Origin of the sequence: Novosphingobium sp. (genome assembly GCF_025351285.1) — a bacterium.
In the GTDB taxonomy this organism is placed as follows: Bacteria; Pseudomonadota; Alphaproteobacteria; order Sphingomonadales; family Sphingomonadaceae; genus Novosphingobium.
Genome location: NZ_JANXWG010000074.1, coordinates 1 through 23,808, shown reverse-complemented (window position 1 = coordinate 23,808; position 23,808 = coordinate 1). Strand labels below are relative to the sequence as shown.

General features: G+C 65.2%; 28 protein-coding genes. 17 read left to right on the top strand and 11 right to left on the bottom strand.

Going from position 1 to position 23,808, the window contains the following annotated elements; genetic code table 11:
- From Q0R16_RS08920 to Q0R16_RS08910, 3 genes are all read right to left on the bottom strand, one after another.
- The coding region (locus tag Q0R16_RS08920) for a S1/P1 nuclease (protein ID WP_295635223.1) at window positions 1–653 on the bottom strand (653 nt) is incomplete at its 3' end.
- 83 nt (window positions 654–736) lie between these two features.
- On the bottom strand, window positions 737–1,156 hold the full coding sequence (locus tag Q0R16_RS08915) for a VOC family protein (protein ID WP_295635220.1): 420 nt from the start codon (window positions 1,154–1,156) through the stop codon (window positions 737–739).
- On the bottom strand, window positions 1,157–2,530 hold the full coding sequence (locus Q0R16_RS08910; protein WP_295635216.1) for a class II 3-deoxy-7-phosphoheptulonate synthase: 1,374 nt from the start codon (window positions 2,528–2,530) through the stop codon (window positions 1,157–1,159).
- Window positions 2,531–2,689: 159 nt separating this feature from the next.
- Between Q0R16_RS08910 and Q0R16_RS08905 the strand changes: the two genes are divergently transcribed.
- Complete coding sequence (locus tag Q0R16_RS08905) at window positions 2,690–2,968, top strand: UvrB/UvrC motif-containing protein (protein ID WP_295635214.1); 279 nt, start codon at window positions 2,690–2,692, stop codon at window positions 2,966–2,968.
- Window positions 2,969–2,974: 6 nt separating this feature from the next.
- Here Q0R16_RS08905 and Q0R16_RS08900 read toward each other — a convergent pair whose 3' ends face one another.
- From Q0R16_RS08900 to Q0R16_RS08890, 3 genes are all read right to left on the bottom strand, one after another.
- Window positions 2,975–4,102, bottom strand: a complete 1,128-nt coding sequence (locus tag Q0R16_RS08900; protein WP_295635211.1) for an aminotransferase class I/II-fold pyridoxal phosphate-dependent enzyme — start codon at window positions 4,100–4,102, stop codon at window positions 2,975–2,977.
- A gap of 34 nt (window positions 4,103–4,136) precedes the next feature.
- Window positions 4,137–6,968 carry a M16 family metallopeptidase gene (locus tag Q0R16_RS08895; protein ID WP_295635208.1) on the bottom strand — a complete coding sequence of 944 codons (2,832 nt, stop codon included), beginning with the start codon at window positions 6,966–6,968 and terminating at the stop codon, window positions 4,137–4,139.
- A gap of 179 nt (window positions 6,969–7,147) precedes the next feature.
- Entirely contained in the window at window positions 7,148–7,696 is a 549-nt protein-coding gene (locus Q0R16_RS08890; RefSeq protein WP_295635205.1) for an FKBP-type peptidyl-prolyl cis-trans isomerase, read from the bottom strand.
- A 108-nt stretch (window positions 7,697–7,804) separates the two neighbouring features.
- Between Q0R16_RS08890 and Q0R16_RS08885 the strand changes: the two genes are divergently transcribed.
- From Q0R16_RS08885 to miaB, 8 genes are all read left to right on the top strand, one after another.
- Window positions 7,805–8,383, top strand: a complete 579-nt coding sequence (locus Q0R16_RS08885; protein WP_295635202.1) for a NifU family protein — start codon at window positions 7,805–7,807, stop codon at window positions 8,381–8,383.
- Between the two features lie 37 nt (window positions 8,384–8,420).
- Window positions 8,421–9,014, top strand: a complete 594-nt coding sequence (locus tag Q0R16_RS08880; protein WP_295635199.1) for a malonic semialdehyde reductase — start codon at window positions 8,421–8,423, stop codon at window positions 9,012–9,014.
- Window positions 9,015–9,024: 10 nt separating this feature from the next.
- Window positions 9,025–9,666, top strand: a complete 642-nt coding sequence (gene tsaB, locus Q0R16_RS08875; RefSeq protein WP_295635196.1) for a tRNA (adenosine(37)-N6)-threonylcarbamoyltransferase complex dimerization subunit type 1 TsaB — start codon at window positions 9,025–9,027, stop codon at window positions 9,664–9,666.
- Entirely contained in the window at window positions 9,663–10,151 is a 489-nt protein-coding gene (locus tag Q0R16_RS08870) for a GNAT family N-acetyltransferase (protein ID WP_295635193.1), read from the top strand. Before tsaB ends, Q0R16_RS08870 begins: the two co-directional genes overlap by 4 nt.
- Before the next feature lie 183 nt (window positions 10,152–10,334).
- Window positions 10,335–10,781 (top strand): MucR family transcriptional regulator, encoded by a 447-nt coding sequence (locus Q0R16_RS08865; RefSeq protein WP_295635190.1) that lies wholly within the window; start codon window positions 10,335–10,337, stop codon window positions 10,779–10,781.
- Window positions 10,782–10,953: 172 nt separating this feature from the next.
- The gene (locus Q0R16_RS08860) at window positions 10,954–11,391 is read left to right on the top strand and encodes a Fur family transcriptional regulator (RefSeq protein WP_295635187.1); all 438 of its coding nucleotides are present in this window, start codon (window positions 10,954–10,956) and stop codon (window positions 11,389–11,391) included.
- A 67-nt stretch (window positions 11,392–11,458) separates the two neighbouring features.
- Window positions 11,459–12,301, top strand: a complete 843-nt coding sequence (locus Q0R16_RS08855; protein ID WP_295635226.1) for a lysophospholipid acyltransferase family protein — start codon at window positions 11,459–11,461, stop codon at window positions 12,299–12,301.
- Between the two features lie 56 nt (window positions 12,302–12,357).
- Window positions 12,358–13,692 carry a tRNA (N6-isopentenyl adenosine(37)-C2)-methylthiotransferase MiaB gene (gene miaB / locus Q0R16_RS08850; RefSeq protein WP_295635184.1) on the top strand — a complete coding sequence of 445 codons (1,335 nt, stop codon included), beginning with the start codon at window positions 12,358–12,360 and terminating at the stop codon, window positions 13,690–13,692.
- Between the two features lie 9 nt (window positions 13,693–13,701).
- Here the strand turns inward: miaB and Q0R16_RS08845 are convergent, their stop codons facing one another.
- A complete protein-coding gene (locus tag Q0R16_RS08845; RefSeq protein WP_295635181.1) occupies window positions 13,702–14,277 on the bottom strand; it encodes a hypothetical protein in 576 nt (191 codons plus the stop codon).
- Between the two features lie 160 nt (window positions 14,278–14,437).
- Between Q0R16_RS08845 and Q0R16_RS08840 the strand changes: the two genes are divergently transcribed.
- The 6 genes from Q0R16_RS08840 (at window position 14,438) to Q0R16_RS08815 (ending at window position 18,901) form a co-directional block, all read left to right on the top strand.
- Entirely contained in the window at window positions 14,438–15,481 is a 1,044-nt protein-coding gene (locus Q0R16_RS08840; protein ID WP_295635177.1) for a PhoH family protein, read from the top strand.
- 25 nt (window positions 15,482–15,506) lie between these two features.
- Complete coding sequence (locus tag Q0R16_RS08835) at window positions 15,507–16,037, top strand: hypothetical protein (protein ID WP_295635174.1); 531 nt, start codon at window positions 15,507–15,509, stop codon at window positions 16,035–16,037.
- A gap of 19 nt (window positions 16,038–16,056) precedes the next feature.
- Entirely contained in the window at window positions 16,057–16,569 is a 513-nt protein-coding gene (gene ybeY / locus Q0R16_RS08830; protein ID WP_295635171.1) for an rRNA maturation RNase YbeY, read from the top strand.
- 20 nt (window positions 16,570–16,589) lie between these two features.
- The gene (locus Q0R16_RS08825; RefSeq protein ID WP_295635169.1) at window positions 16,590–17,534 is read left to right on the top strand and encodes a hemolysin family protein; all 945 of its coding nucleotides are present in this window, start codon (window positions 16,590–16,592) and stop codon (window positions 17,532–17,534) included.
- Between the two features lie 18 nt (window positions 17,535–17,552).
- Window positions 17,553–18,434 (top strand): LysR substrate-binding domain-containing protein, encoded by an 882-nt coding sequence (locus Q0R16_RS08820; protein WP_295635166.1) that lies wholly within the window; start codon window positions 17,553–17,555, stop codon window positions 18,432–18,434.
- A 128-nt stretch (window positions 18,435–18,562) separates the two neighbouring features.
- The gene (locus Q0R16_RS08815; protein ID WP_295635163.1) at window positions 18,563–18,901 is read left to right on the top strand and encodes a hypothetical protein; all 339 of its coding nucleotides are present in this window, start codon (window positions 18,563–18,565) and stop codon (window positions 18,899–18,901) included.
- Window positions 18,902–18,949: 48 nt separating this feature from the next.
- Here Q0R16_RS08815 and Q0R16_RS08810 read toward each other — a convergent pair whose 3' ends face one another.
- The 3 genes from Q0R16_RS08810 to Q0R16_RS08800 all read right to left on the bottom strand — a co-directional run bounded on the left by Q0R16_RS08810 (window position 18,950) and on the right by Q0R16_RS08800 (window position 21,044).
- Window positions 18,950–19,885: a hypothetical protein gene (locus Q0R16_RS08810; RefSeq protein ID WP_295635160.1), complete on the bottom strand. Its 936-nt coding sequence runs from the start codon at window positions 19,883–19,885 to the stop codon at window positions 18,950–18,952.
- Complete coding sequence (locus Q0R16_RS08805; RefSeq protein WP_295635157.1) at window positions 19,878–20,465, bottom strand: RNA polymerase sigma factor; 588 nt, start codon at window positions 20,463–20,465, stop codon at window positions 19,878–19,880. The genes Q0R16_RS08810 and Q0R16_RS08805 overlap by 8 nt, the downstream gene beginning before the upstream one ends.
- Window positions 20,466–20,588: 123 nt before the next feature.
- Window positions 20,589–21,044 carry a peptidylprolyl isomerase gene (locus tag Q0R16_RS08800; protein ID WP_295635154.1) on the bottom strand — a complete coding sequence of 152 codons (456 nt, stop codon included), beginning with the start codon at window positions 21,042–21,044 and terminating at the stop codon, window positions 20,589–20,591.
- A 141-nt stretch (window positions 21,045–21,185) separates the two neighbouring features.
- Between Q0R16_RS08800 and mgtE the strand changes: the two genes are divergently transcribed.
- On the top strand, window positions 21,186–22,661 hold the full coding sequence (gene mgtE, locus Q0R16_RS08795) for a magnesium transporter (protein WP_295635151.1): 1,476 nt from the start codon (window positions 21,186–21,188) through the stop codon (window positions 22,659–22,661).
- A 39-nt stretch (window positions 22,662–22,700) separates the two neighbouring features.
- On the top strand, window positions 22,701–23,123 hold the full coding sequence (locus Q0R16_RS08790; RefSeq protein ID WP_295635148.1) for a DUF1489 domain-containing protein: 423 nt from the start codon (window positions 22,701–22,703) through the stop codon (window positions 23,121–23,123).
- Window positions 23,124–23,145: 22 nt separating this feature from the next.
- Here Q0R16_RS08790 and Q0R16_RS08785 read toward each other — a convergent pair whose 3' ends face one another.
- Window positions 23,146–23,724, bottom strand: coding sequence for a cytochrome P460 family protein (locus Q0R16_RS08785; protein ID WP_295635145.1), 579 nt, complete (start codon window positions 23,722–23,724; stop codon window positions 23,146–23,148).
- Between the last annotated feature and the right edge of the window lie 84 nt (window positions 23,725–23,808).

The window sequence follows — 23,808 nt, the reverse complement described above, 5'->3', positions numbered from 1 at the left end:
CGCAGCGCCGCGCTTTCCGCGATCCACACCGTGGGATCGGTGCTGCCCCAGGCCTTGACGTCAGCCGGCGTGATCCGCGCGCCCAGCCATGCGGCCATTTCCGAGTAGGACAACTGCTCGTCATCGACCAGCCCCGTATCCCACACCGCATGCAGGTTGGTTGTTTTGCCGGCGAACGTGATGGTTACTTCGTTGCCGCCCTTGTCGGTGCCGTTGCCGGCATGGAGCGGCTGCTGCAGATCGCCGACGATGTGCGCGATGAAGCGCAGCGCGAGCTGCTTGTCGGCCAGCGGCGCCTTGGGATCGCGGATGGTGGCTGAAAAGCGCTGGAGCGCGGTGACCGCATCGCCTTCGGGCGGGGCTCCGACTTGGGCATATGTCTTGCCTTGCGGCACGGTGACATAGTGCCAGGGGCTGGCGGTGTGCTGCCAGAATTCGCTGGGGTCGGAGCGCATGAAGTCTGGCGCAGTCGTCGCCTCGGCCAGCGTTTCGGGCCCGAGAATGCGCTTCACTGCCGCGGCGGCCTGCGGCGACAGGTGATCTTGCGCGATCGCGCCGATCACGCGGTGCCCTGTCTTGCCCCAGGCGAGCGCGGGTGACGGAGAGAGGATGAGGGCGAGGCCGGCCAGCGGCGCCAGGTAGCGGATGATCATGGATCGCCTCATACCGCAAAACGGCGCGAGCGTAATACCAAGGCGCAGCAATCCGGCCGGGCCAGGACGATTTGTGCGCGGCGCTATGTGGCGAACAATTGTCCAATATCGGCGAAGGCCTTGATTTCGATCGCGTTGCCGGCAGGATCGCGGAAAAACATCGTCGCCTGTTCGCCGGGCTGGCCCTTGAAGCGGATCGTGGGCGGGATGGCAAAATCGGTGTCGGCGGCGGTCAATCGGTCGGCCAAAGCCTGCCAATCGCCGAGCGAAAGCACCAGCCCGAAGTGCGGGACCGGAACGCCATGGCCGTCGACCGGGTTGGTACCGGCGTCACGTCCACCACCCGCAACCAGGTGCGCGACGAGTTGGTGGCCGTGGAAATCGAAGTCGATCCACTGCGCCGAACTGCGCCCCTCGCCGCAACCGAGCACGCCCACGTAAAATGCCCGCGCGGCGTCGAGATCATCGACCGGGAACGCCAGGTGGAACGGCGGCAGGCTCACTTACGCGGCCTCGGCTTTCCGGTCCGCGCGTTCCAGGTTGAGCATTTCGGCCAGCAGGAACGCGAGTTCGAGGCTTTGCGCCGCGTTCAAACGCGGGTCGCAATGCGTGTGATAGCGGTCTGCAAGCGCTTCGGACGTGATCGCCACCGCGCCGCCAACGCATTCGGTCACGTCCTGTCCGGTCATCTCGATGTGGATGCCGCCGGCGTGCGTGCCTTCGGCGCGGTGCACCGCGAAGAAGCCGCGCACTTCATTGAGAATGCGATCGAATGGCCGGGTCTTGTAGCCGCTGTTGGCCTTGATCACGTTGCCGTGCATCGGATCGCAGCTCCACAGCACCGGATGGCCTTCGCGCTTGACCGCGCGCACCAGCGGGGCCAGCCCGGCCTCGACCTTGTCATCGCCGAAGCGGCTGATCAGCGTCATACGTCCGGGTTCGCGCGCTGGATTGAGCGTATCGAGCAAGTCCAGCAGCGCGTCTGGCGTCAGGCTCGGCCCGCACTTCATGCCGATCGGGTTGCCCACGCCGCGCAGGAATTCGACATGCGCCGAGCCTGCGAAGCGCGTGCGATCGCCGATCCACAGCATATGCGCGCTGGTGTCGTACCACCCGCCGGTCAGCGAATCCTGCCGCGTCATCGCCTGTTCGTAATTGAGCAACAGCGCTTCGTGGCTGGTGTAGAAGCTGGTGCCCTGCAATTGCGGCTGGGTCTGCGGATCGATTCCGCAAGCGGCCATGAAATCGAGCGCCTCGCCGATCTTGTCGGCCATTTCGCCGAACTTGTCGGCCCAGGGGCTGCGCCCCATGAAATCGAGCGTCCACTGGTGGACCTGGCGCAAGTTGGCATAGCCGCCCGTTGCAAACGCTCGCAGCAGGTTGAGCGTGGAGGCCGACTGGCTGAACGCCTTGAGCAACCGATCGGGGTCGGGAATGCGCGATTCGGGGGTGAATTCCATGCCGTTGATGTTGTCACCGAGATAGCTCGGCAACTCGACCCCATTCTGCACTTCCACCGGCGAGGAGCGCGGCTTGGCGAACTGCCCCGCCATGCGGCCGACCTTGACCACAGGCTGCTTGCTGGCGAACGTCAGCACCACCGCCATCTGCAACAGCACACGGAACGTGTCGCGGATGTTGTTGGGGTGGAATTCGGCAAAGCTTTCAGCGCAATCGCCGCCCTGGAGCAGGAAAGCATTGCCCGCCGCCGCATTCGCCAGATCGGCCTTCAACGCGCGCGCCTCACCCGCGAACACCAGCGGGGGAAATCTCGTCAGCGTGCGTTCGACGTCGGCCAGTTTTTCGGCCGAGGGATAAGTCGGCAAATGCCGCGCTTCAAACCCGCGCCAGCTATCCGCCGTCCAGTTGCTTGCCACGTACCCGCTCCTTCACCCGCGCGAATTTGGCCCGTGCGATGGCGCGCCCATAGCGTCGATGGTGCCAGGATGCAAAGTGTGTGGGCAGCGGTGTCTTGCCGGTACGATCGCCGACACGCATTTTGGATCGCGCATGGCGGTTTATGCGTTGGGACAACGATGGCCGATACGATCGAGATCTTGCGCGAAAAGATGGAGCAGGCCGCGCTGGCGCTGGACTTCGAGGAAGCCGGGCGCTTGCGCGACCAGATCAGCCTGATCCGCGGGGGCGCCTCGCCCGGCGAGGCGGAGCGCGCGGACACCACTGGACTCAAGCGTCAGCGTCCGGGCGCGATGGGTCTTGGCACCAGTCAGCAAAGCGCGAAGCCACCGCCTGGCTGGAAACCACCGCCCAAACCCGATCCACTCACGCGCGGTCGCTCTACCCGCCGGAAATAGCAGACCTCAGGCCCGGTTGCGCATCAGCCACTCGCGGAACGCCGCCAGCCCTTCTTCCATCCCCAAGCGACCGAAACCGATGCGAAAGTGGTCGTGCGGAACAGGGCCGAGTTCGGAGTGGTAGATGCTCGATGGCAGCAACAGCACGCCCGATTCCTCGACCAGCCGCTGGGTGAAGGCCTCCACTCCGTCGGCTCCCCGATAGCGGGTGAAGGCGACGCAGCCGCCGTCGGATGGGTGCCAGTCGAACAAGTCGGGGAAATCGGCGAAGAACGCGTTCAGCAGGCCGGTGTTGTGCTGCACGATGCCGCGGTTGCGCGTCAGGATCGTGTCGCGCGCCTTGAGCGCCACTTCGGCAAGCAGTTCCGATGGCGCCGAATTGCAGATCGAGAGGTAGTGCTTGTAGCGTTCGCACGCGCTCAGGAATTCGCGGTCCTGGCAGGCGAGCCAGCCGATGCGCAGGCCGGGCAGGCCATAAGCCTTCGACATCACGCCCAGCGACACGCCGCGTTCGTACACGTCGGCCACTTGCGGCAGCCGCAGTTCCAATTCGCGTTCGATCAGGCGGTAGACTTCGTCGCTGAACAGCCAGATCCCGCGCGATCGGCATAGCTCGACCAGCGCATCGAACGTGGCGCGCGCGGGGATTGCGCCGGTGGGATTGTTGGGAAAGTTGATTGAGATGAGTTTCGTATTGGGCCGCAGCGCCGCCTTCACTGCGTCGATATCGAGCGTCCAGTGGTTCGCTTCGTCGAGCGGCACCCCGGTCACCGCGCAGATCGACAGCGGGATCGTTTCGGCCGCCTGGTAATTGGGTGTGATCACCACCGCGTGATCGTCAGGTGTCAGGAGGACGCGCATCGCGACGTAGATGCCCTCTTCCGCACCGGCAAAGCACAGCAGTTGCTGGTCGGTGATCGCATCGTAAGTGCGCGCGATTTCGGCCAGCAGCGTCGGCAAACCGAAGGTCTTGGTATAGCCCAAGTGCAACGCATCGTAGCGTGCGCGGTCCGCTTTGCTTGCCAGCGCCAGCAGTTCGGACAGCGTCATGCTTTGCGCATCGGACGCGGTCAGGTGGTGTTTGGCCGCGAACTCCCAGGTCGAGAAGAACACTTCCAGCGCAAAGTTCCGCATCGAATGGTCCCCTCGCCCGTTTACCGAGCGAGGGTTACTTCTTCTCTGGCACCACTTCCAGCCGCCACGCGCGGCCGGACACGAGATAGCGCTGCGCCAGCGCCTGCATCGCTTCGGGCGTGGTCTGGGTGTAATCGGCCAGCACGCTGCGGATGTCGGTGAACTTGCGCGGTTCGAAGGCGCCACCGGTCAACTGGTACATGTAGAACCCATTGCCGGTGCTGGCGCGGCTGACATATTGCTTGAGCGGTTCGGTGACGCGTGCGATTTCCTCGGCGGTGGGGGGCGTGGTGGCGAGGTCCGAAGCGATCTTGTCGGCGGCAGCGAAGAACGCGTCGAGGTCACCCGGGCGCAGTTGCACGGTGGCGGCCACGAACCCGCCCGACGGCAGGTCGAGCGGCCAGTTGGACGAGACATTCGGGCTGTAGCTGGCACCGATCCGTTCGCGCATCGCGTCGAACAGGCGGTTGCTCATGATCTGGACCAGCAATTCAAGGCTGCGCGATTCGTGGATGCCGGCGCGGCCCCCACCGGTCGGCCAGGCCACCACGGCGGCGGCCTGGTTGGGCTCGCCCCGGTGGGTGAGCACCACCGGCGTGGCGTTGTGCGGGGGAAGTTGCGGTGCAAGGTCGCTGGCCGGAAGCGGCGCGCGGGCGGGCAAGGCGCCGAAGGTTTTCGCCAGTGTTGCCAGCGTCTGCGCCTTGTCGAAATCGCCGAAGATGTCGACTTCGACCGGGCCTTGCGCCAGCAATTGCGACCACACCCGCTTGAATTCGTCAGGCGTGGCGGCGGCGAGTGCCTTGGGCGTGGGTACGGCAAAGCGGGGATCGTTGCCGCGTGCCAGGAAGCCGAGATCGCGGTCGAGCACGCTCTTCGGGGCGCCGTTATAGGCTTCGTATTGCAGCGTCTGCGCGGCCTTGGCGCGCTGGATCGGGTTGGGGTCCCAGCGCGGCGTGGCAAGCTTGGCGGCGAACAGGTAAAGCTGGTCGGCCAGATCGGCCTTGCGCGTATCGCCGCTCATGACGAAGCTGGCGTCCTCGATGCCGAACTCCAGCCCGAGCTTGCGGCCCGTGGCGAGCCGGTCGAGATCGTCGCGCGAAAGTTTGCCGATCCCCGAATCCATCAACGCCGCGTTGCCGAGCGGGCCGTAAATGGCATCGGCGCGCGGAATGGCCTTGTAGCCCCCGCCGAAACGCACCTTGACGATCACCCGGCCGGGTTCGGCGTCGTTGGTCCACAGTAGCGCGCGCACGCCGTTTGAAAACGTCGCCTGGCTGATTTCGAGAATGCCGGTCGGCTGGTCGGCTACCACCGTGCCCGGCGTGCCGATCGGCGGGAGCGCGGCGAAATTGACCTTCGATGGCGCCAGGCGCGCTCCGGTTGCCGCGGAGACGGGCTCGGTCAACGCTGTGCGCAAGGCGGCGGCATCGGCCTCGCCCGCCTTGGGCGTGACCATGACCGCGCGTTCGACCGTGCCGCGCAGCAGTGCGCGCGTGTGTTCGAGCACGGCAGAAGGCTTGAACAACGGAATCGAGCGCTTGAAGATCGCGTAGACCGTGTCGGGCGCGGCCACCGTCTCGCGGATGTCGACCGCGTTGGCGATGTCGTCGGCGGTCTTGCTGCTGGCGAGCGTTTCCTGCGTTTCGACCGGCACCTTGAACGCCACTTCGAATTCGGCGACTTCGCGCGCAATTTCCTCGGTGCTGGGCGGGCGGGCGAGCGCATCGGCGATAACGCTGCGCACATCGCGCACCGCACCGCGCCAATCGGGCCCGAGCGGCGTGACCTCCACCATCATCACATTGGCAGATCGTGACACGTCGGCCTGGTCGATCTGCGCGCTGAGGTACGTAGTGCCGGCGCGCGCGCGGCTTTCCAGCCGGCGATTGATCAGCGCCATCGCCAGCCGATCGATCATCAACCCCTGGTTATAGACGATCGTGTCGTTCTTCTTGTGCCACGGGCGCAGGATCGCCCAGTTGATCAGGCGCGGCAGATCGGGTTCGACCAGCACCGCGGTTTCGCCCACCGGGCTGGTCAGCCCTTCGCGGCTGAGCGCGCCTTCAGGCGCCTTGGGTTCGCCGAAGCTGGGCGCGGGCACGATCGGGCCGGCGGGCTTCCAGTCGGCAAACCACTTGGTCACTTGTGCTTCGAGCGCCTTGGGATCGGCATCGCCCGCCACGATCACCACGGTGTTGTCGGGCCGGTACCAGCGATCGTGGAACGCACGCACGCTGTCGGCGGTGGCGGCGATGAGCGTGGCATCGGTACCGATCGGCGGGCGCGTGGCGATCGGTTGGCCGGCGTAAAGCGTCTGGCGCGTGCGTTCGCCCACGCGCTGGCCAAGCCCGGCGTGCTCGCGCTTTTCGGCCAGCACGATCGGCACTTCGGTGGCGACACCCTTCGGGGTGAAGATCGGCGCGGTGATCATGCCCGACAGCAGCTTGAACGTTTCGTCCAGCTTGGCCGGCGCGGCATCGGGCAGGTCCAGCTTGAACACGGTTTGCGTCGGGCTGGTTTCGGCGTTGGTGTCGGTGCCGAAGGTAGCGCCCATCTGCTGCCAGCGCGGGATCGCCTCGCCTTCCTTGAGGTACTTCGATTCGCGGAAGCTGAGGTGTTCGAGCAAGTGCGCATAGCCCTGCTCGGCATCGGTTTCGTAAAGCGATCCGGCATCGACCAGAATGCGGATCGAAACCTGCCCCGGTGGCACCCCATTGTGGCGCACGGCATAGCGCAAGCCGTTGGGCAGGACGCCGAAGGTCCACGCCTTGTCCTGCGGCACGTCCGAGCCTTCGTAAAGCCACGGGCCGGTGTAAGGCGTCTTTTCGACCGATACCGGCGGGACCGACGGGCCGGAAGGCTGCATGGAAGGACTGGGAGCAGTCCGGCCAAGCGCCGGGTCGGCGATCAGGGCAAAAGGAAGGATGAAGGAGGCGACGCGCCGCACAGCGCAAGGAAGCAATGCCATGCCGCAGTCTATACGGTCGGGAAATATGAAGGACCAGTGAATTGCGTCACTGGCCCCGTTCGAATTACTGTCCGAAATCAGTTACCCGGCTTGGCCGGTGCTGGTGCGGGCGCGCCTGGTGCCTGCGCCTGGCGCATGGCCTCGATTTCGGCGCGCGACTTGAAGTCGAGCAGTTCGATCTGGAACACCAGGTCCGAATTCGCCGGGATCGGCCCCGTAGCCTTGGCTCCGTAACCCAGCGCAGCCGGGATGCAGACGCGGTAAATCGCACCGCGGCTCATCAGCTTGAGGCCCTCGGTAAAGCCCGGGATCACTTCGGTGACCGCCAGCGGCGATCGCTGACCCTGGTCGAACACCGAACCGTCGGCCGCGAGATAGCCGATGTAGCCGAGCAGCACGACGTCACCATCGGTCGGCTTGGCCCCGGCCGCCTGGCGCAGCGCGGTGAAGCCCAGGCCCGATGGCGTCTTGGTCAAGCACGTCCGCTGCGGTGCACTGACGATCGGGTTCAGCGGCAGCGGGATGATCGAGGACGCGGTCTGCGCTTGCGCCGGGGTGGCGACAGTGATGGCCAGAGGTGCCAGGAGGGCGGCGAAGCGGGCGAAGCCGCGGTGAGTGCTGTTCATGGCGTGGCTATAACCGCGTGCCGGCGGCCCTGCCAATGCCAAACCTGCGGCCTTTTCGCTGGTTTCGCGCCTTGACCCGCACGCACTCATGCCTACATGCGATGGACCATGTATATTGAAACCGAAACCACGCCCAACCCGGCGACGCTCAAGTTCCTGCCCGGCGAACGTGTCATGCCTTCGGGCACGCGCGAATTCACCAACCATGAAGAAGCTTCCGCTTCGCCGCTGGCCGAGGCGCTGTTCGATCTGGGCGACGTGACCGGCGTGCTGTTCGGCGGCAACTTCATCGCGGTTACGGCCGGTCCCGGAACCGAATGGTCAAGCCTCAAGCCGCAAGTCGTGGCGCTGCTGCTCGACCATTTCGTGTCGCAGGCGCCGCTGTTCCACGGCCCCGACGCCAGCGGCTTTTCGGTCCCGGCCGAAGACGATGCGGACCTTGGCGACGATCCGGCCGATGCCGAAATCGTCGAGCAGATCAAGGACCTGATCGAAACGCGGGTCCGCCCGGCGGTGGCCAACGATGGCGGCGACATCACTTATCGCGGCTTTCGGGATGGCGTGGTCTATCTCAAGATGCAGGGCGCCTGCGCGGGCTGTCCGTCGTCAAGCGCCACGCTCAAGAACGGCATCGAGAGCCTGCTCAAGCACTATGTTCCCGAAGTGAGCGAAGTCCGCGCCGCCTGAGCGCGATTTCCTTACCCGACCACTCCCAGGAGATTGCATGGCCCAGCCGATCGACGATGCCGCGCTCGACCAGTTGTTCCGCACCGCGCGGACTTACAACGGCTACACCAGCCAACCGGTCAGCACCGAACAGCTTCACGCGATCTGGGACTTGCTCAAGATGGGGCCGACTTCGGCCAACATGCTGCCCGCGCGGCTGGTGTGGTGCACGAGCGATGAGGCCAAGCAGAAGCTTGCGGCGTGCTGCCTGCCCGCAAACGCCGAAAAGATCCGCTCGGCCCCGGTCAGCGTGATCATCGGCATGGACATCGATTACCACGAACAATTGCCGTGGCTGTTCCCTCACGCCGACGCCAAGTCGTGGTTCGAAGGCAACGAGCCATTGCGCGAGGTTTCGGCAATGCGCAATTCGTCGCTGCAGGGCGCGTACCTGATCATGGCGGCGCGCGCGCTGGGGCTCGATACCGGGCCGATGTCGGGCTTTTCGAACGAAGCGGTCGACGCTGCGTTTTTCGCCGACACCCCGCGGGTAAAGTCCAACTTCGTCTCGACCCTGGGCTATGGCGATCCCACGACCATCTTCGAACGTTCGCCCCGCCCGCCGTTCGAGACTTTCAACCGTATCGCCTGATCGCACCCCGATGCGCCGGCTGGTGATCGACTGTGCAACCGAGGCTTGCTCGGTGGCGCTGTTCGATGGCCAGGGCGTGCTGCTGGGCGGTGATCTCGCCATGCTCGGGCGCGGCCATGCCGAACGCCTGGTGCCGATGATCGCCGCGCTGCCGGGTTCGGGACGCGCGGGCACGATCGCGGTGGATTGCGGGCCGGGCAGCTTTACCGGCATCCGTGTGGGGCTTGCCGCGGCGCGCGCGCTGGCGCTGGCGTGGGGTGCCACGATAGAGGGCTTCGAAAGCTGTGCGCTGGTGGGCGCGATGGCGCGGGCTGCACATCCCGGCGTGGCCATCGATGTGGCGATGACCGGCGGGCACGGCGAATGGTTCTGCCAGCGATTCGATACGGCGGGCCGGGCACTTGCGCCAATTGCATCGTTCCGGCCCGACGACGCCGCCGAATTGCTCGTGGCTCCGGTTGCGGCGGGCAATCAGGCCACCGCGCTGGTGGCTGCGCGCGGCAGCGGTATTGCATTGCCGCTCTGGCCCGATGCGCGTGCGTTCCACGCCCTGGCGGACGCGGCGGTGTTCCCCGATGCGAGGCCGGTCTATGGCCGGGCGCCCGATGCGCGCCTGCCCGCGCAGGCTGCCATGGGCACGATCGCCGTATGAAACTTACGCCGATGCTCCCGCCTGATGACGATCTCGATCGGATCATGGCAGTGATGGTCCGCGCGTTCGATGTGAAATTCGGCGAAGCCTGGAACCGCAAGCAAGTCAGCGACGCCATGCTGTTCGGCCATTGCCGTTACGGCCTGATCGGCAGCGACGGCGCCGAACCCGATGAACCGACGCAAGATGCCGTCGGCTTTTTTCTTGCGCGGCGGATTATCGACGAAGAAGAACTGTTGTTGTTTGCCATCCATCCGGACCACCGCCGAAAAGGTCTTGGGCATGCACTGCTGACGCGGATGCTCGACGAGGCGCGCGCCGCCGGCATGGTGCGCATTTACCTCGAAATGCGGCGCGATAACCCGGCGGATGCGCTTTACGCCGCTCATGGATTCCGCGCGATCGGCTTGCGGCGGGGTTACTATCGGTCTCCCGATGGATCGAGGATCGATGCCATCAGCCAGGAATTGGTTTTGCAAGACTAGTTGCCCAATCCGTTTCAGGCCGACATCTTGTAATCTGCGCCATGCCGGTATTTATTCTTTGAAAATTTGAATTTGCAACGGTTGTATCTCCCCAAGATATCCCTATAGGCTTTGCGCTAGTGCTGCACTCCGGCCGTGGGTTGCACGCTAACCAAGACCACACGAGAACAAGGGTTGAAAACAATGACCGATGTCATGACCGACATGCAAGAAACGCTGATTACGCTGACGTCCGATATCGTCGCCGCGCACGTCAGCAACAACAGCGTTTCGCTGGCTGACCTGCCGACGCTGATTTCCAACGTGCACACCGCACTTGCCGGACTCGGCAACAGCGAACCTGCGCCTGAACCGATGCCCGAACCGGCGGTTTCGATCCGCACTTCGATCAAGAACGAATACATCGTCTGCCTCGAAGACGGCAAAAAGCTCAAGATGCTGAAGCGCCACCTGATGACGCGCTACAACATGACGCCGGACCAGTATCGCACGCGCTGGAACCTGCCCGCCGATTATCCCATGGTTGCACCGGCTTATGCCGAAAAGCGCCGCGAACTGGCCAAGAAGATCGGTCTCGGCCGCAAGCCCACCGCGAAGCGCGGCCGTCCCGCCAAATCGACTGCCGCCTGAACAAACCACTGAGCTGACCGGCTTGGGGGGACGCTTCCGCCGTCGGTATTAGCAGGTTGTCGAATCCGCCCGCCGGTCTATGATCGGTGGGCGGTTTTCGTCAGGTCGCATCGTTTTCGCAAGGTGCGCGCAGGGCAACCCGCACCACAGCAACAGGTACAGACACGCAACCGTGCAACAGGCCATAGACATCGAAGCGCTCTGCGCCGAACGCGGCTTGCGCATTACCGAGCAGCGGCGGATCATTGCGCGCGTGCTTTCGGGCAGCACCGATCATCCCGACGTCGAAGCGCTGCACGCGCGCGCTGCAGCCGAAGATCCGCGCATCTCGATCGCCACGGTCTACCGGACGGTAAGGCTGTTCGAAGAAGCCGGCATTCTTGACCGGCATGATTTCGGCGATGGTCGCGCGCGCTACGAAGCCGCTCCCGAAGCGCACCACGATCACCTGATCGACGTGGAAAGCGGGAAGGTCATCGAATTCGTCGATCCCGAACTCGAAGCGCTCCAGCGGCAGATTGCAGAAAAGCTGGGCTATCGGCTGGTCGATCACCGCATGGAACTGTTTGGTGTAAAACTGGCCGGTGCAAAACTGGAACGCGGAAGCTGATTTCGTGAATACGGCCGCATTTCGCCGCGCCGAAGCTGCTGCCGGCCGGCCGCAGCCGATTCCGTTTATGGGAAAGCTGCGCATAACGGTGCGCGGTTTCATGCTGATCGTGGCCTTGGTGGTGTTTGTTCCGCTCCATTACATTTACCGGCTGGTCCATTACGGATCGCCGTTCCCGATGCTGTTCCTGCGATCGGCCGCGCGGATTTGCGGCGCGAAAGTCACGCGCATCGGAACGCCGCTGCGGCGCGATGTATTCTTCCTGTCCAACCACTTGTCCTGGATGGATATCCTTGCGCTCGCGGGTGCGAGCGGGACCGCTTTCGTGGCCAAGGCCGAACTGGCGCGCGCGCCGGTGGTCGGGTGGCTGGCAAAGCTCAACCGCACGGTGTTCGTCGAACGCGAGGCGCGGATGAATGTTGCCGAACAGATCAACCAATTGCGCGAAGCCCTGGCGGATAACTGGGCAGTTACCGTCTTCCCCGAAGGCACCACCACCGACGGGCAATCGCTGCTGCCGTTCAAGACCGCGATGCTGCGCGTGCTCGAACCGCCCCCGCCCGGCGTGATGGTCCAGCCGGTGATGCTCGATTACGGCGCCGTGGCCGAAGCGATCGGCTGGGTGGGCGAGGAACACGGGCGCCACAACGCGATGCGCGTGCTGTCATGGAAGGGCAGCTTTGCCATCCGCGCGCATTTCCTCGATCCGTTCGATCCGCGCGATTATCCGGGCCGCAAGGCGATCGCCGCCGAAAGCCGCCGCCGAATCGAGGAAGCGTTGCTGGCTGCGTTGGGCAAGCCGCTGCGGCCGTTTGCCTACATCGTCGAACCCATCCGCTATACGCCCAAACCTGCACTGCCCGAACCCGCAGTGGCGGCAGAGCAGCAGGCCGCCAGCGGCACGGATTGACGTCCCCGCACCGCGCGGCTTCATTTCGCGCGCGAATTGGCCTACGGGCGCAACCCATGCAATCCACTCCGCCCCCAAAGACCTTCCACGTCAGAAGCTTCGGCTGCCAGATGAACGTCTATGACGGCGAGCGTATGGCCGAACTGCTCATCGCCGACGGCATGGCCCAAGCGGACGAGCGCGCGAACGCCGAGCTGATCGTGCTCAACACCTGCCACATCCGCGAAAGGGCGGTCGACCGGGTCTATTCGGACATCGGACGGATCGGCAAGGAATTTGCGCGTAAAGACGGATCGGCGCCGATGATCGCGGTGGCGGGCTGCGTTGCCCAAGCCGAGGGTGACGAAATCATGGCGCGCGCACCGACGGTGGGCGTGGTGGTCGGCCCGCAGGCATACCATCGCTTGCCGGCCATGGTTGCCGCCGCCGCAGCGGGGCGCCGCGGCACCGATACCGACATGCCCGAAATCGCCAAGTTCGCGGCGCTCCCCCGTCGTCGGCGCTCTGGCCCGACGGCGTTCCTGACGGTGCAGGAAGGCTGCGACAAGTTCTGCACGTATTGCGTGGTGCCCTATACCCGCGGCGCAGAAATATCGCGGCCGTTCAAGGACTTGGTCGACGAAGCTCAACTTCTGGTAGAAGCCGGCGCGCGCGAGATCACGCTGCTGGGGCAGAACGTTAATGCCTGGACCGGGCAGGACGAGGCCAGCCGCCCGGTCGGCCTCGAAGGCTTGGCAAAATCGCTGGCCAAGTTGCCGGAACTCAAGCGGATTCGCTATACCACCAGCCACCCGACGGACATGACCGACGCGTTGATCGCCGCGCACGCCGAAATCCCCAAGCTGATGCCGTTCCTGCACCTGCCGGTCCAATCGGGCAGCGACCGCGTGCTCAAGGCAATGAACCGCAGCCACACCGTGCACAGCTACCTGGCCTTGCTCGACCGCTTCCGGGTGACTTGTCCGGACATCGCGATCTCGGGCGATTTCATCGTCGGCTTTCCTGGGGAAACCGAGGCTGAGTTCGAAGAAACGCTGACCCTGATCGACGCGGTCGGTTATGCGCAGGCATTCAGTTTCAAATACTCGCCCCGCCCCGGCACGCCTGCCGCCACGATGGACGGGCAGATCGATCCCGCGGTGATGGATGATCGGCTCCAACGGCTCCAGGCCGCGGTCAATCGCGGGCAGATGGCCTTCAATCTCGCCAGCGTGGGCCGCACGTGCGAGGTGCTGGTCGAGCGCAGTGGCAAGCTGCCGGGGCAGTGGCTGGGCAAATCGCCGTGGCTGCAATCGGTGCACTTCTTCGGCGACGCTGCGATCGGCGAGATCGTGAGCGTCGAACTGGTCGAAGCCGGAGCAAACTCGATGGCCGGGCGACTGGTCGCCTAGGCTTCTGGCCTATACTTCGGGATCCGGGCTGCCGGTGTAGGCATCGTCGCAAGCTTCGTCCGCGAAGACATCGGCCTGAACCGGTGCCGCCGGGCATGGTTGCGCCAAGGCAGCCGGATGCGCCGCCTCGTATATTCGCTGTGCGAACTCGCCGATCCAGTACGGCGCTGTGTTTTCCTTGCCGTGCCAGTCGTTGTCGCCGTGGCCCATCTGCTCGCCCGGCTGACCGTCATGATCATCGACGTTGTGGATGAATTCGTGGACGATCGTGTTGATCTTCTGCCCCACCGAATTGGCCAGGAACGCGACATGGTAATGGAGCACGAACGGCTCGCCCGGATTGGTCACGGCAACGGTGTTTCGATAGAATTCGCGGCGCGAAAAGCGTGGTTTCCATAGCACGACACGGATCGGATGCGTTTCGGCCGCCAAGCGCCGGGCGATCTCGGCGGCGTCGATCGTGGCGAAATCGAACGGCCCGTGCGCGCGGATGCCATCCCAGAAGTCGTTTTGATCGGCCAGCGCGGTGATCGCGGCGGCGGCGGCGGCCAGGCCCGGATCGTCGCCCTTGAACACTGCTTGCATCGCGTTGCCCGATTCCCGACTTTGTCGGAACCACTAGCACCGCACTTTTCCATGGCCAAGTGGCTCGCCTCATGGTGAGTTGCGCTTGCGGTTCGGCCCGGCGCAGCTATCCTTGTTCAGTCGATCCTAATTTCGGATTCGGCGGACATGAAAGGAGTGCATGGCCCGCAAACACTTGCGCGGTCTCCGCCCCGATGAGGGCCAAGAGACCCCCTTCCCCGCGTTGCGCCCCAAACCGGCGCGCGCCCACGCCGAACTGACCTTCGACGATCCCGCCGTGCTTGGCGCTCTGTTCGGCCAGTTCGACACCAACCTCGTGACGATCGAAAATCGCCTCGGCGTCTATATTTCCGCAAGGGGCAACCGGGTTATCCTGGAAGGCCCACAGGACGCGGTTGCGCGTGCGCGCGAAGTTTTGAAGGGGCTCGACCAGCGGTTGCAGAATGGGCTGGAGGTCGATTCGGGCGCAGTCGAATCGCTGATTTCGATGTCGACCGAACCCACGCTTGAAGGAATTATCACCGGCGCGGGCCTGAATGCTCCGCCGATCATGATCCGCACGCGCAAGAAAACCATCATCCCGCGCAGCCCCACACAGATCACTTATATGCAGGCGCTGGCCAGGGACGACGTGATCTTCGCGCTCGGCCCGGCGGGCACCGGCAAGACCTATGTGGCGGTGGCGCAAGCTGTCAGTCAGCTCATTTCGGGGTCGGTGCAACGGCTGATCCTGTCGCGCCCGGCGGTGGAGGCGGGCGAGCGGCTGGGCTTCCTGCCGGGCGACATGAAGGAGAAGGTCGATCCGTATCTGCGCCCGCTGTACGATGCGCTCAACGATTGCATGCCGCCCGAGCAGGTCGAACGCCGCATCGCCAGCGGCGAAATCGAGATCGCGCCGATCGCGTTCATGCGCGGGCGCACGCTGGCCGATGCGTTCGTGATCCTGGATGAAGCGCAGAACACCACGCCGATGCAGATGAAGATGTTCCTCACCCGCTTCGGGCAGAACAGCCGGATGGTGGTGTGCGGCGATCCCAAACAGGTCGATCTCCCCGGTGGTGCGGCGGCGAGTGGGCTGGCCGACGCGGTCACGCGGCTCGAAGGGGTCGAGGGCATCGCCACGGTGCGGTTTTCGAGCAGCGAAGTGGTGCGTCACCCGATTGTCGGGCGGATCGTCGACGCGTACGAGGGCACCGATGGATAACCGGCACGGAACGGGGGAGATTGCGATGATATCACGGATTGCAGCGTCGCTGGCGCTGGCCGCAATTGTGGTGCAGCCGGCGCTGGCCGCGCCCATGCAATGTGCGACGAGCGCCGAATTCCATGCCGGGGCGCGCTTCGTCATGCCGATCCTGATCGACGGGGCGAGCAGGAAATGCCAGCCCGCGCTTGGCAACGGCTCGTATCTGGCAACCAAAGGCCCGGCGCTGTCCCAGCGTTTCGCCGCCATGCCCGGTGACGACAGCAGCATCACCGCGCTCGTCGGCAAGCTCGACCCCAAGGGCGACCTGAAGGGGCTCGACACGGCTGCGCTCAAGGCATTCGCGACGGTGGCCGTGTCGAAGGGCATGGGTGACGATCTCAAGCCCAGCATCTGCCCGACGATCGACAAGGTGCTCGCGCTGCTCGATCCGATGCCCGCCGAAAACACGATCTCGCTGGTCGAAGTGATCTTGCGCAAGGTCGACGACGACAATGTCAGCAAGGCGGCAAAGACAGGCAAACCGGCGAAGCGCATCCTTTGCCAGGAATCCTGATGCCGACGACTCCCCAGCGATGACCGCCCCGACGCTCGAACTCGATATCGATCCGGTGTGGGGCCCAATGTCCGGCCATGCCACCGACTGGGAAGCGCTTGCCGCCGCCGCAGCCGATGTCGCCGCGCAAGTTGCGCCCGAATTGGCCAACGAAGCGCTGCTGGTCAGCCTGGTGTTCGCCGATGATGATGAAGTCCAGGCGCTCAACAAGCAGTGGCGCGCCAAGGACAAGCCCACCAACGTGCTGTCGTTTCCGATGCTGAGCCGCGAGGAAGTGCTCCACGCCGCAGCCGATCCCGGGCACGCCGGCATGCTGGGCGATCTGATTCTCGCGCACGGGATTTGCGTGGCCGAGGCTGCGGACAAGGCGGTGACTGTCGAAGCGCATGCCACGCACCTGATCGTGCACGGGTTGCTCCATCTGGCCGGCTACGATCACGAGACCGGGGCGGACGACGCGGCGGAAATGGAGGCTTTGGAGACCAAGGCGCTTGCCATGTTGGGCCTTGCCGACCCATATGGCGCGGATTGACGTCAGGAGATTTGCGAATCGTGCCCGAGGGCAGCAGCACCGGTGATACCCGCAGCGGAGAGCCGGAAAGTAAGGGCGCGTTGTGGCGCACGGTGAAGGGCTTGCTCTTTCGCCGTGACGAACACGACCAGAGCTTGCGCGCGCAGCTCGAAGAAGCGATCGACGAACACCAGCCGGAACCCGGCCAGCATAGCGGCACGCACGGCGATCTCTCGCCGATCGAGCGGCAGATGATCAAGAACCTGCTCCATTTCAGCGAACACGATGCTGATGATGTCGCCATCCCGCGCGGCGAAATCATCGCGATCCCCGCCGCCGCCAGCTTCGAGGACATGGTCCAGGCCTTCGCCACGCATGGCCACAGCCGCTTGCCGGTCTATGGCGAATCGCTCGATTCGGTGGTGGGCATGGTCCACATCAAGGACGTGTTCCCGATCATCGCGGGCATGGCACTGAACGGCAAGGCACCGCCCAAAGACTGGAACGGACTGCTGCGCCAGCCGGTGTTCGTGCCGCAAGCACGCGGTGCGCTCGATGTTCTGGCCGACATGCGCAGCCGCCGCACGCACCTGGCCATCGTGGTCGACGAATATTCGGGCACCGACGGGATCATCACGATCGAGGATCTGGTCGAAGAAATCGTCGGCGAAATCGAGGACGAGCACGACGATGCTGCCCCCGAACTGCTGCGCCGGCTCGATGCCATGACCTGGGACGCCGACGCGCGCGTCGAACTGGACCAGGTCGCGGCCGAAATCGATGTGCGGCTGGGCGAAGTCGAAGAAGCGGTCGATACGCTGGGCGGGCTGGCGGTGGTGCTGGCGGGCGAAGTGCCCGAAGTCGGCCGCGTGGTTGCGCATCCCAGCGGCTGGCGGCTCGAAGTGACCGGCGGTGATGAACGCCGCCTCACCCGGCTGCGCTTGCACGCCCCATCGGACCTTGCCGACACTCCCGAAAATACCTGACCCGGACCTGACCCGCCGATGATCCGCCGCCTTCCTCCCTTGCGCAGCCTTGAAGCGTTCATCCGCGTGGTCCGCGCCGGATCGGCCAAGACCGCGGCGGCCGAACTCGCGCTCAGCCCCTCGGCTTTGTCGCGCCGGCTGGGCGCGCTCGAGGATTTCACCGGCAAGCCGCTGTTCGAACGGCGCCATCAATCGCTCAAGCTCACTTCTGACGGGCAAGCACTTTACGACGCGGTGGCACCGCTGATGGACGAGATGATCGAGCGGATCGATCGGCTGGTCGATACCGGCAAGGTCATGCGGCTGCGGCTGGGCGTGTTGCCGCTGTTCAGCACGCAACGGCTGTTCCCGCGGCTAGGTGAATTGCGCACGCTGCATCCCACGTTGCACATCGACATCGATACCGCGCACCAGGCCGAAGTGCGGCTGGGCGACAACCTCGACGCCGCGATCGTGCTGAGCGAAGGCCCCGATCCAAGCCTGCATGCGGTCCAGCTCGATCATAACAGCGTTCATGCGATCACTTCGCGCGCAATGGCCGATGCGCTGGGGCCGCAGCCCGACGAAGCCAGGCTGGCGAAGCAGACCTTTCTGGTTCACGCCGACCTGCCCGCCAGCTTCGAAGCCTGGAAGGCCGCGATCGGCCTGCCCGGGCTCGAACCCGTCGCGGTCGACCATTTCGACAGCGGGCAATTGCTGCTCGAAGCCGCGGCGCAAGGGCTGGGCATCGCGATCATGCACGATGACCACTACGCCCGCACGCACGACGAACGCATTGCGCGGCTTTACGACATCGAGGTGGCCAGCCCCTACAGCTACTGGTTCGTCTGCCGCCCGCGCGCGCTGCTGTCGCGCCCGGTGCGGCTGTTCCACGAATGGCTGATCCGCGCCAATCTGTGACGCTCGCGCGTGGCCCGACCATGACCGATTTGTAATCCGGCGCCCGCAAAGGGTCGCCAGGCCTTGCGCGTTTCCTGTCCAGTCCGCCGCGTGGCCCCCGCGCAGTGGCCCACCGCAGGAGACTTGCCATGAATTTCACCAGGACCCTGATCCCGACGATCGCGCTCGCACTGGCTGGCACTGTGCTGCCCGGCGTCGCCCATGCCGGCGCGTGGCAGCGCCATCACCCGGCCCGCACCGAAATCAACCATCGCATCCGCCACCAGGAACGCCGCATCACTCAGGAACGCCGCGAGGGCGATCTCACGCGCGGCCAGGCGCAGGCGTTGCGCGCGCAAGACCGCGCGGTCCTCAAGCAGGAACGCGCCGACGCCCGCGCCGATCACAACCGCGGCCACCTCAACCGCGCGCAAGCCCGCACGCTCAACCAGGAATTGAACGCGAACAGCCACGCCATCGGCCACTGATCGCACCCGCATCTGGCCCGCTTCTCGAACGAGTGGCGGGCCAGCTTGCTAATCCGGCCGCCAATCCTGCCAGCGTGGCCTGTTGCGGAAACGCCCCGGCGCCTGCGGATCGTTGAAACGTCGCTGGAAACGCGGCGGCACAGGATCAATCCCCAACCTCCGCGCTTCGATCCGCGCGCGGCGGCGTTCGATCCTGCGTTGTTCGCGCACGGCTGGATCGACCAACGGTCCGCGCAACGCAGGCGGCGCAACCTCTGAAGGTTGAGCGGCCATGCCCGCTTCCCCAAGACGCTCGGCACCGATTGCGCGGCGTTCTGCGATGATCGCGGCCCGGCGCTGACGCCGCGCGATCACTTCGGGCGGGACCGGGTGCGCCGCGCGAAATGCGCGGAACGCGGCGATCGCGGCCCGTCGTTCCGGCCCCGGCGGGAGCGTGCGCGGCAACGGTCCCGGATAGCGCCAAGGCGGAGCGACATGCAGGCGCCCCGACCGCCAGCCCGGCCCGATCATCGGGGCAGGCGGCGCCACCGCGATCGGTGATGCATCGGCGGCGGCAGGACGCGGCTCGGGCAAAGTGATGCGCGGCGATTCGGCAGCATGCCGGTGCTTCAGCCCCGCAGCAGGCGCGGCTTCGGAATGGTGAAGGCGGCGCTTTTCGGGGATGACTTTCTCGATCAGCTTGCCCACCACGGGCAGGCGATGGACCGCACGGTTGACCGGCTCGCCCAGATAACCCGCCGCCGCTGCCGACACGCTGCCAAGCCCGATCAGCGCAAGGCTGCCCACCGCGATGCCCAACCGCGCACGCCGCCCAACCGCGCGCCAACGCACTGGGGGCAGTGCCGCAAACGCCGGCGCTTGCGGGGTTTCCAGCGCCAATGCCGTGAGGCGAACTGCGAAATCACCCGACAGCACAGGCGGTTGCAGCGCATCGAGTTGCTGCGCAAGATCGCGATCGATCGGGGGGAACGCCGGATCAGCCATCGGCCATCTCCACCAGCCGCTCTTTCAGAGCACGGCGGGCGCGCAGCAGCAGCGATTCGAAGGCCTTGATGTTCAAATCGAGCGCGGCCGCGGCTTCGGCATTGGGCATATCCTCGTAATACGTCAGCACCACCGCGGCGCGCTGGCGTTCGGGCAAGGCATCGAGCGCGGCGCGGACGCGCGCCTGCTGCTGGCAGGCATCGATCATCTCATCAGCCAGCGGTGCAGGATCGGCGCGATCGGGCACTTCCTCGTCCGACAGCCTTGCGCGGCGGCGCAAGCGATCGAGGCACAAGTTGGTGGCCACCCGCGCCAGCCACGCGCCCACACCTGCCCCCTGCGCATTCCAGCGGGTCGCGTCCTTCCACAATCGCAGACACGCTTCCTGCGCCACGTCTTCCGCCTCGCTTGCATCGCCCAGCATCCGCCACGCGATGCGATGCGGCCGTTTCGCGTGAAGTTCGATCAACTGCTGGAACGCTTGCCCATCGCCCGCACCGACGCGCCGCATCAGGGCGTCGTCGGACACCTGTTCGTGCGGCGCGGCGGGTGTGCAGCGCAATGTGGGTCCAGCGTCCATCAGCCTCGTCGCACCATCAACGCACCTGTCCCGCAAACCCTTCGCACAAATGAACAGGGGCGCCGGCTTTACGCCGACGCCCCGATCCTAGCGGTCGATCCTGAACCGGACCAGACCTGTACATCAACCCTCGCTGACGGAAGCCTTGACGATCTTGCCCGGCTTTGCCGGCGGTTCGCCCTTGGGCAGTGCGTCGACGTTGTCCATGCCTTCAGCCACCACGCCCCACACGGTGTACTGCTTGTCGAGGAAGCGGGCGTCATCGAGGCAGATGAAGAACTGGCTGTTGGCCGAGTTCGGCGCGCTGGTCCGCGCCATCGAGCATACGCCGCGCACGTGCGGTTCGGCGTTGAATTCGGCCTTGAGGTCGGGCTTCTTCGATCCGCCCATGCCGGTGCCGTTGGGGCAGCCGCCTTGTGCCATGAAGCCGGGGATCACGCGATGGAAGGTCACGCCATCGTAGAAGCCTTCGCCGACCAGCTCCTTGATCCGCTCGACATGGCCCGGCGCCAAGTCGGGACGCAGCTTGATCTTTACATCGCCGGTATCGAGCGAAAGGGTAAGGTATTCATCAGCCATCGAAAATCTCCTGCGTGGGGCGCGCATGGTCCGCGCCCGGCCGCGCCGATATAAGGGCTCGGTTCATAAAGTCATCAAAAGCTGGCAAGTCCATCCCTTCATCGGTTGCAATTGCCGATTGCCAGCCTATCCCCGGCCCCGATGAGCGATCGCCCGACCGACATGCTGGAAGCGCCAGACGTCCACCTCGACGGAGCTGAACCTGCGCGCGACGCGCATCATGATCCCGCACGCGACGCGCACCACGATCCCGCTCGGGACGCGCACCACGATAGCGAAAACAACCTCACGCGCGGCTATGTCCGCAAGGTGATCGAAGCGCTCGACGCGGGCGAGACCGAACTGGTCTACGATCTCGTCGAACCGCTCCACCCGGCAGACATCGCCGACCTGATCGAGCAGCTTTCGCCCGAAGATCGCGGCGCCTTCGCCCGCGCGGTCAACGACCTGATGGGCAGCGAAGTCTTCGCCGAGCTCAACGATCACGTCCGCGATTCGCTGGTCGACCAGCTAGAGCCCGACGAGGTTGCCGACCTTGCCGAGCAGATGGACACCGATGACGCGGTTGCCCTGATCGAGGACTTGGACGAGGAAGACCAGCAGGCGGTCCTTGCCGAACTCGATCCCGAAGACCGCGCCGCGATCGAATCCGCGCTGTCCTACCCCGAAGAAACCGCCGGCCGGTTGATGAGCCGCGACGTGATCGCGGTGCCCGAACACCTGACCGTGGGCGACCTGATCGATTACTTGCGCGAAAACCAGGACCTCACCACCGAGTTCTGGGAAATCTTCATCGTCGATCCCGCGCACCACCCAGTCGGCACGTGCCAGCTTTCGTGGATTCTGCGCACGCCGCGCTACGTGGCGCTGGCCGATGTGATGAAGCGCGACCAGACGCTGATCCCGGTCATGATGGACCAGGAAGAACTGGCGCTGCGCTTTCAGAAATACGCGCTGATCTCGGCCGCGGTGGTCGACGAATCGGGCCGGCTGGTCGGCCAGATCACGGTCGATGACGTGGTCCACATCATCCAGGAAGAAGCCGGCGAGGACGCGCTGGCGATGTCGGGCGCGGGCGATGGCGATATCAACCAGCCGCTCCACCTGACGATCCGGAGCCGGCTGTGGTGGCTGTTCATCAACCTGGGCACCGCGATCCTGGCCAGTTCGGTGGTGGCGGCGTTCCAGCACACGATCGAGCGGCTGGTCGTTCTCGCGGTGATCATGCCGATCATCTCGGGCATGGGCGGCAACGCGGCCACGCAGACGATGGCGGTGACGGTGCGCGCGCTGGCGACCAACCAGCTCACCAGTTCGAACACCTGGCGCATGATCGGGCGCGAATGGTGGATTGCCAATGCCAACGGCTGGGGCCTTGGCATACTCATGCTGGGCGCCACGCAATTGATCTACCGCGATTGGAAACTGAGCGCGGTGGTGTTGCTGGCGATGGTGCTCAATTCGATCAATGCCGGGCTGGCCGGTGTGCTAATCCCGATCGGGCTCGACCGGCTGAAAGTCGATCCGGCGGTGGTCTCGACCGTGTTCGTGACCACGATGACCGACACGCTGGGCTTCTTCTTCTTCCTGGGATTGGCGTCCATTTTCCTCATGTGACGGGTTGGCAGCGGGCCTGGCATGGCCCATTTGCCGGCGATGGCTTCCGATTCCACCGATCTCCCCCCGCTTCACCTGACCAAAGTCGCGTATGGCGCGCAGTCACTCGAAGACTTGCACGGCTGGTTCGCCACGCGCGGCGCAGAGGCGTTCCTGACCACGCGCTACCTGCCCAAGCGCCACGTCGAGATTGCCGGGAAAGGATCGCTGTTCTGGATCCACAAGCACCAGCTCGTCTGCCGATCACCGATCCTGCGGTTCGAGGAGGCCGAGGCCGGCCGCACCAACATCGTCATCTCGACCCGCCTGATCGACCTCAACCCCCTGCCCAAGCGCGCGCACCAGGGCTGGCGCTACCTGGCCGATGCCGACGCCCCGCGCGACCTGGCCGAAGGCGAGAGCGCCGATGCCGCGATGCCGGGCAAGTTGGCTGCCGATCTGGCGCGGCTGGGGCTGGTGTAAGCCCGCCGCCCGCGATCCTGGCCTACTTCAACGTGCCCCGCGCTCGCGCAATTCCCGCCAGCGTCGGGTAAAACTGGACGAACGTGCTGTCGACCGCACCGTGCTCGTCATGGCAGGAATAGCAGGACGCGGTTTTGGGGATGATCGCGCCCGGCTTGCCATCGACGATCTTGAAGAACGCCCAGCCGCCGAAGCGCCGCGTGTCCTTCACGTGCAATTCGACATCGGCGACCGCCTCGCTCTGGAACTGGCCAGCCTTGTTGATCGAACCCTTGGTCAGCCCCTCGCGCGCTTCCTTCACCAGCACCGTGCCCTCTGGCCAGCGGCCGCTGCGCCGGAAGGTAGCCAACGCGGCCGGGTCGACGAACACGTTGTCGAACATGTGCGAAGTGACGACAGCGGCTGGCTCGGCATAAGTCATGTCGAGGCCCGAGGTCAGGAACACCCAGTCGCGGTAATTGGCGGGCAGCATCGCGCGTCCGTCTGCGGTATAGGCGACCGCGCCCGGTGGCGCCGTCGATCGGGCCAGCGTTTCAGCGCCGGCTGCGGCAAGTGCAACGGCGCCGACCACCAGCAGTCCCGACTTGAACCTGCCAACCATTCGCAATCCCCCGATTGTGTGAACATCCAAATCGCCGACAGGGTCTGGAAATCAGGCCGGCGCGTGAAGCCCCCGCGCCACGAC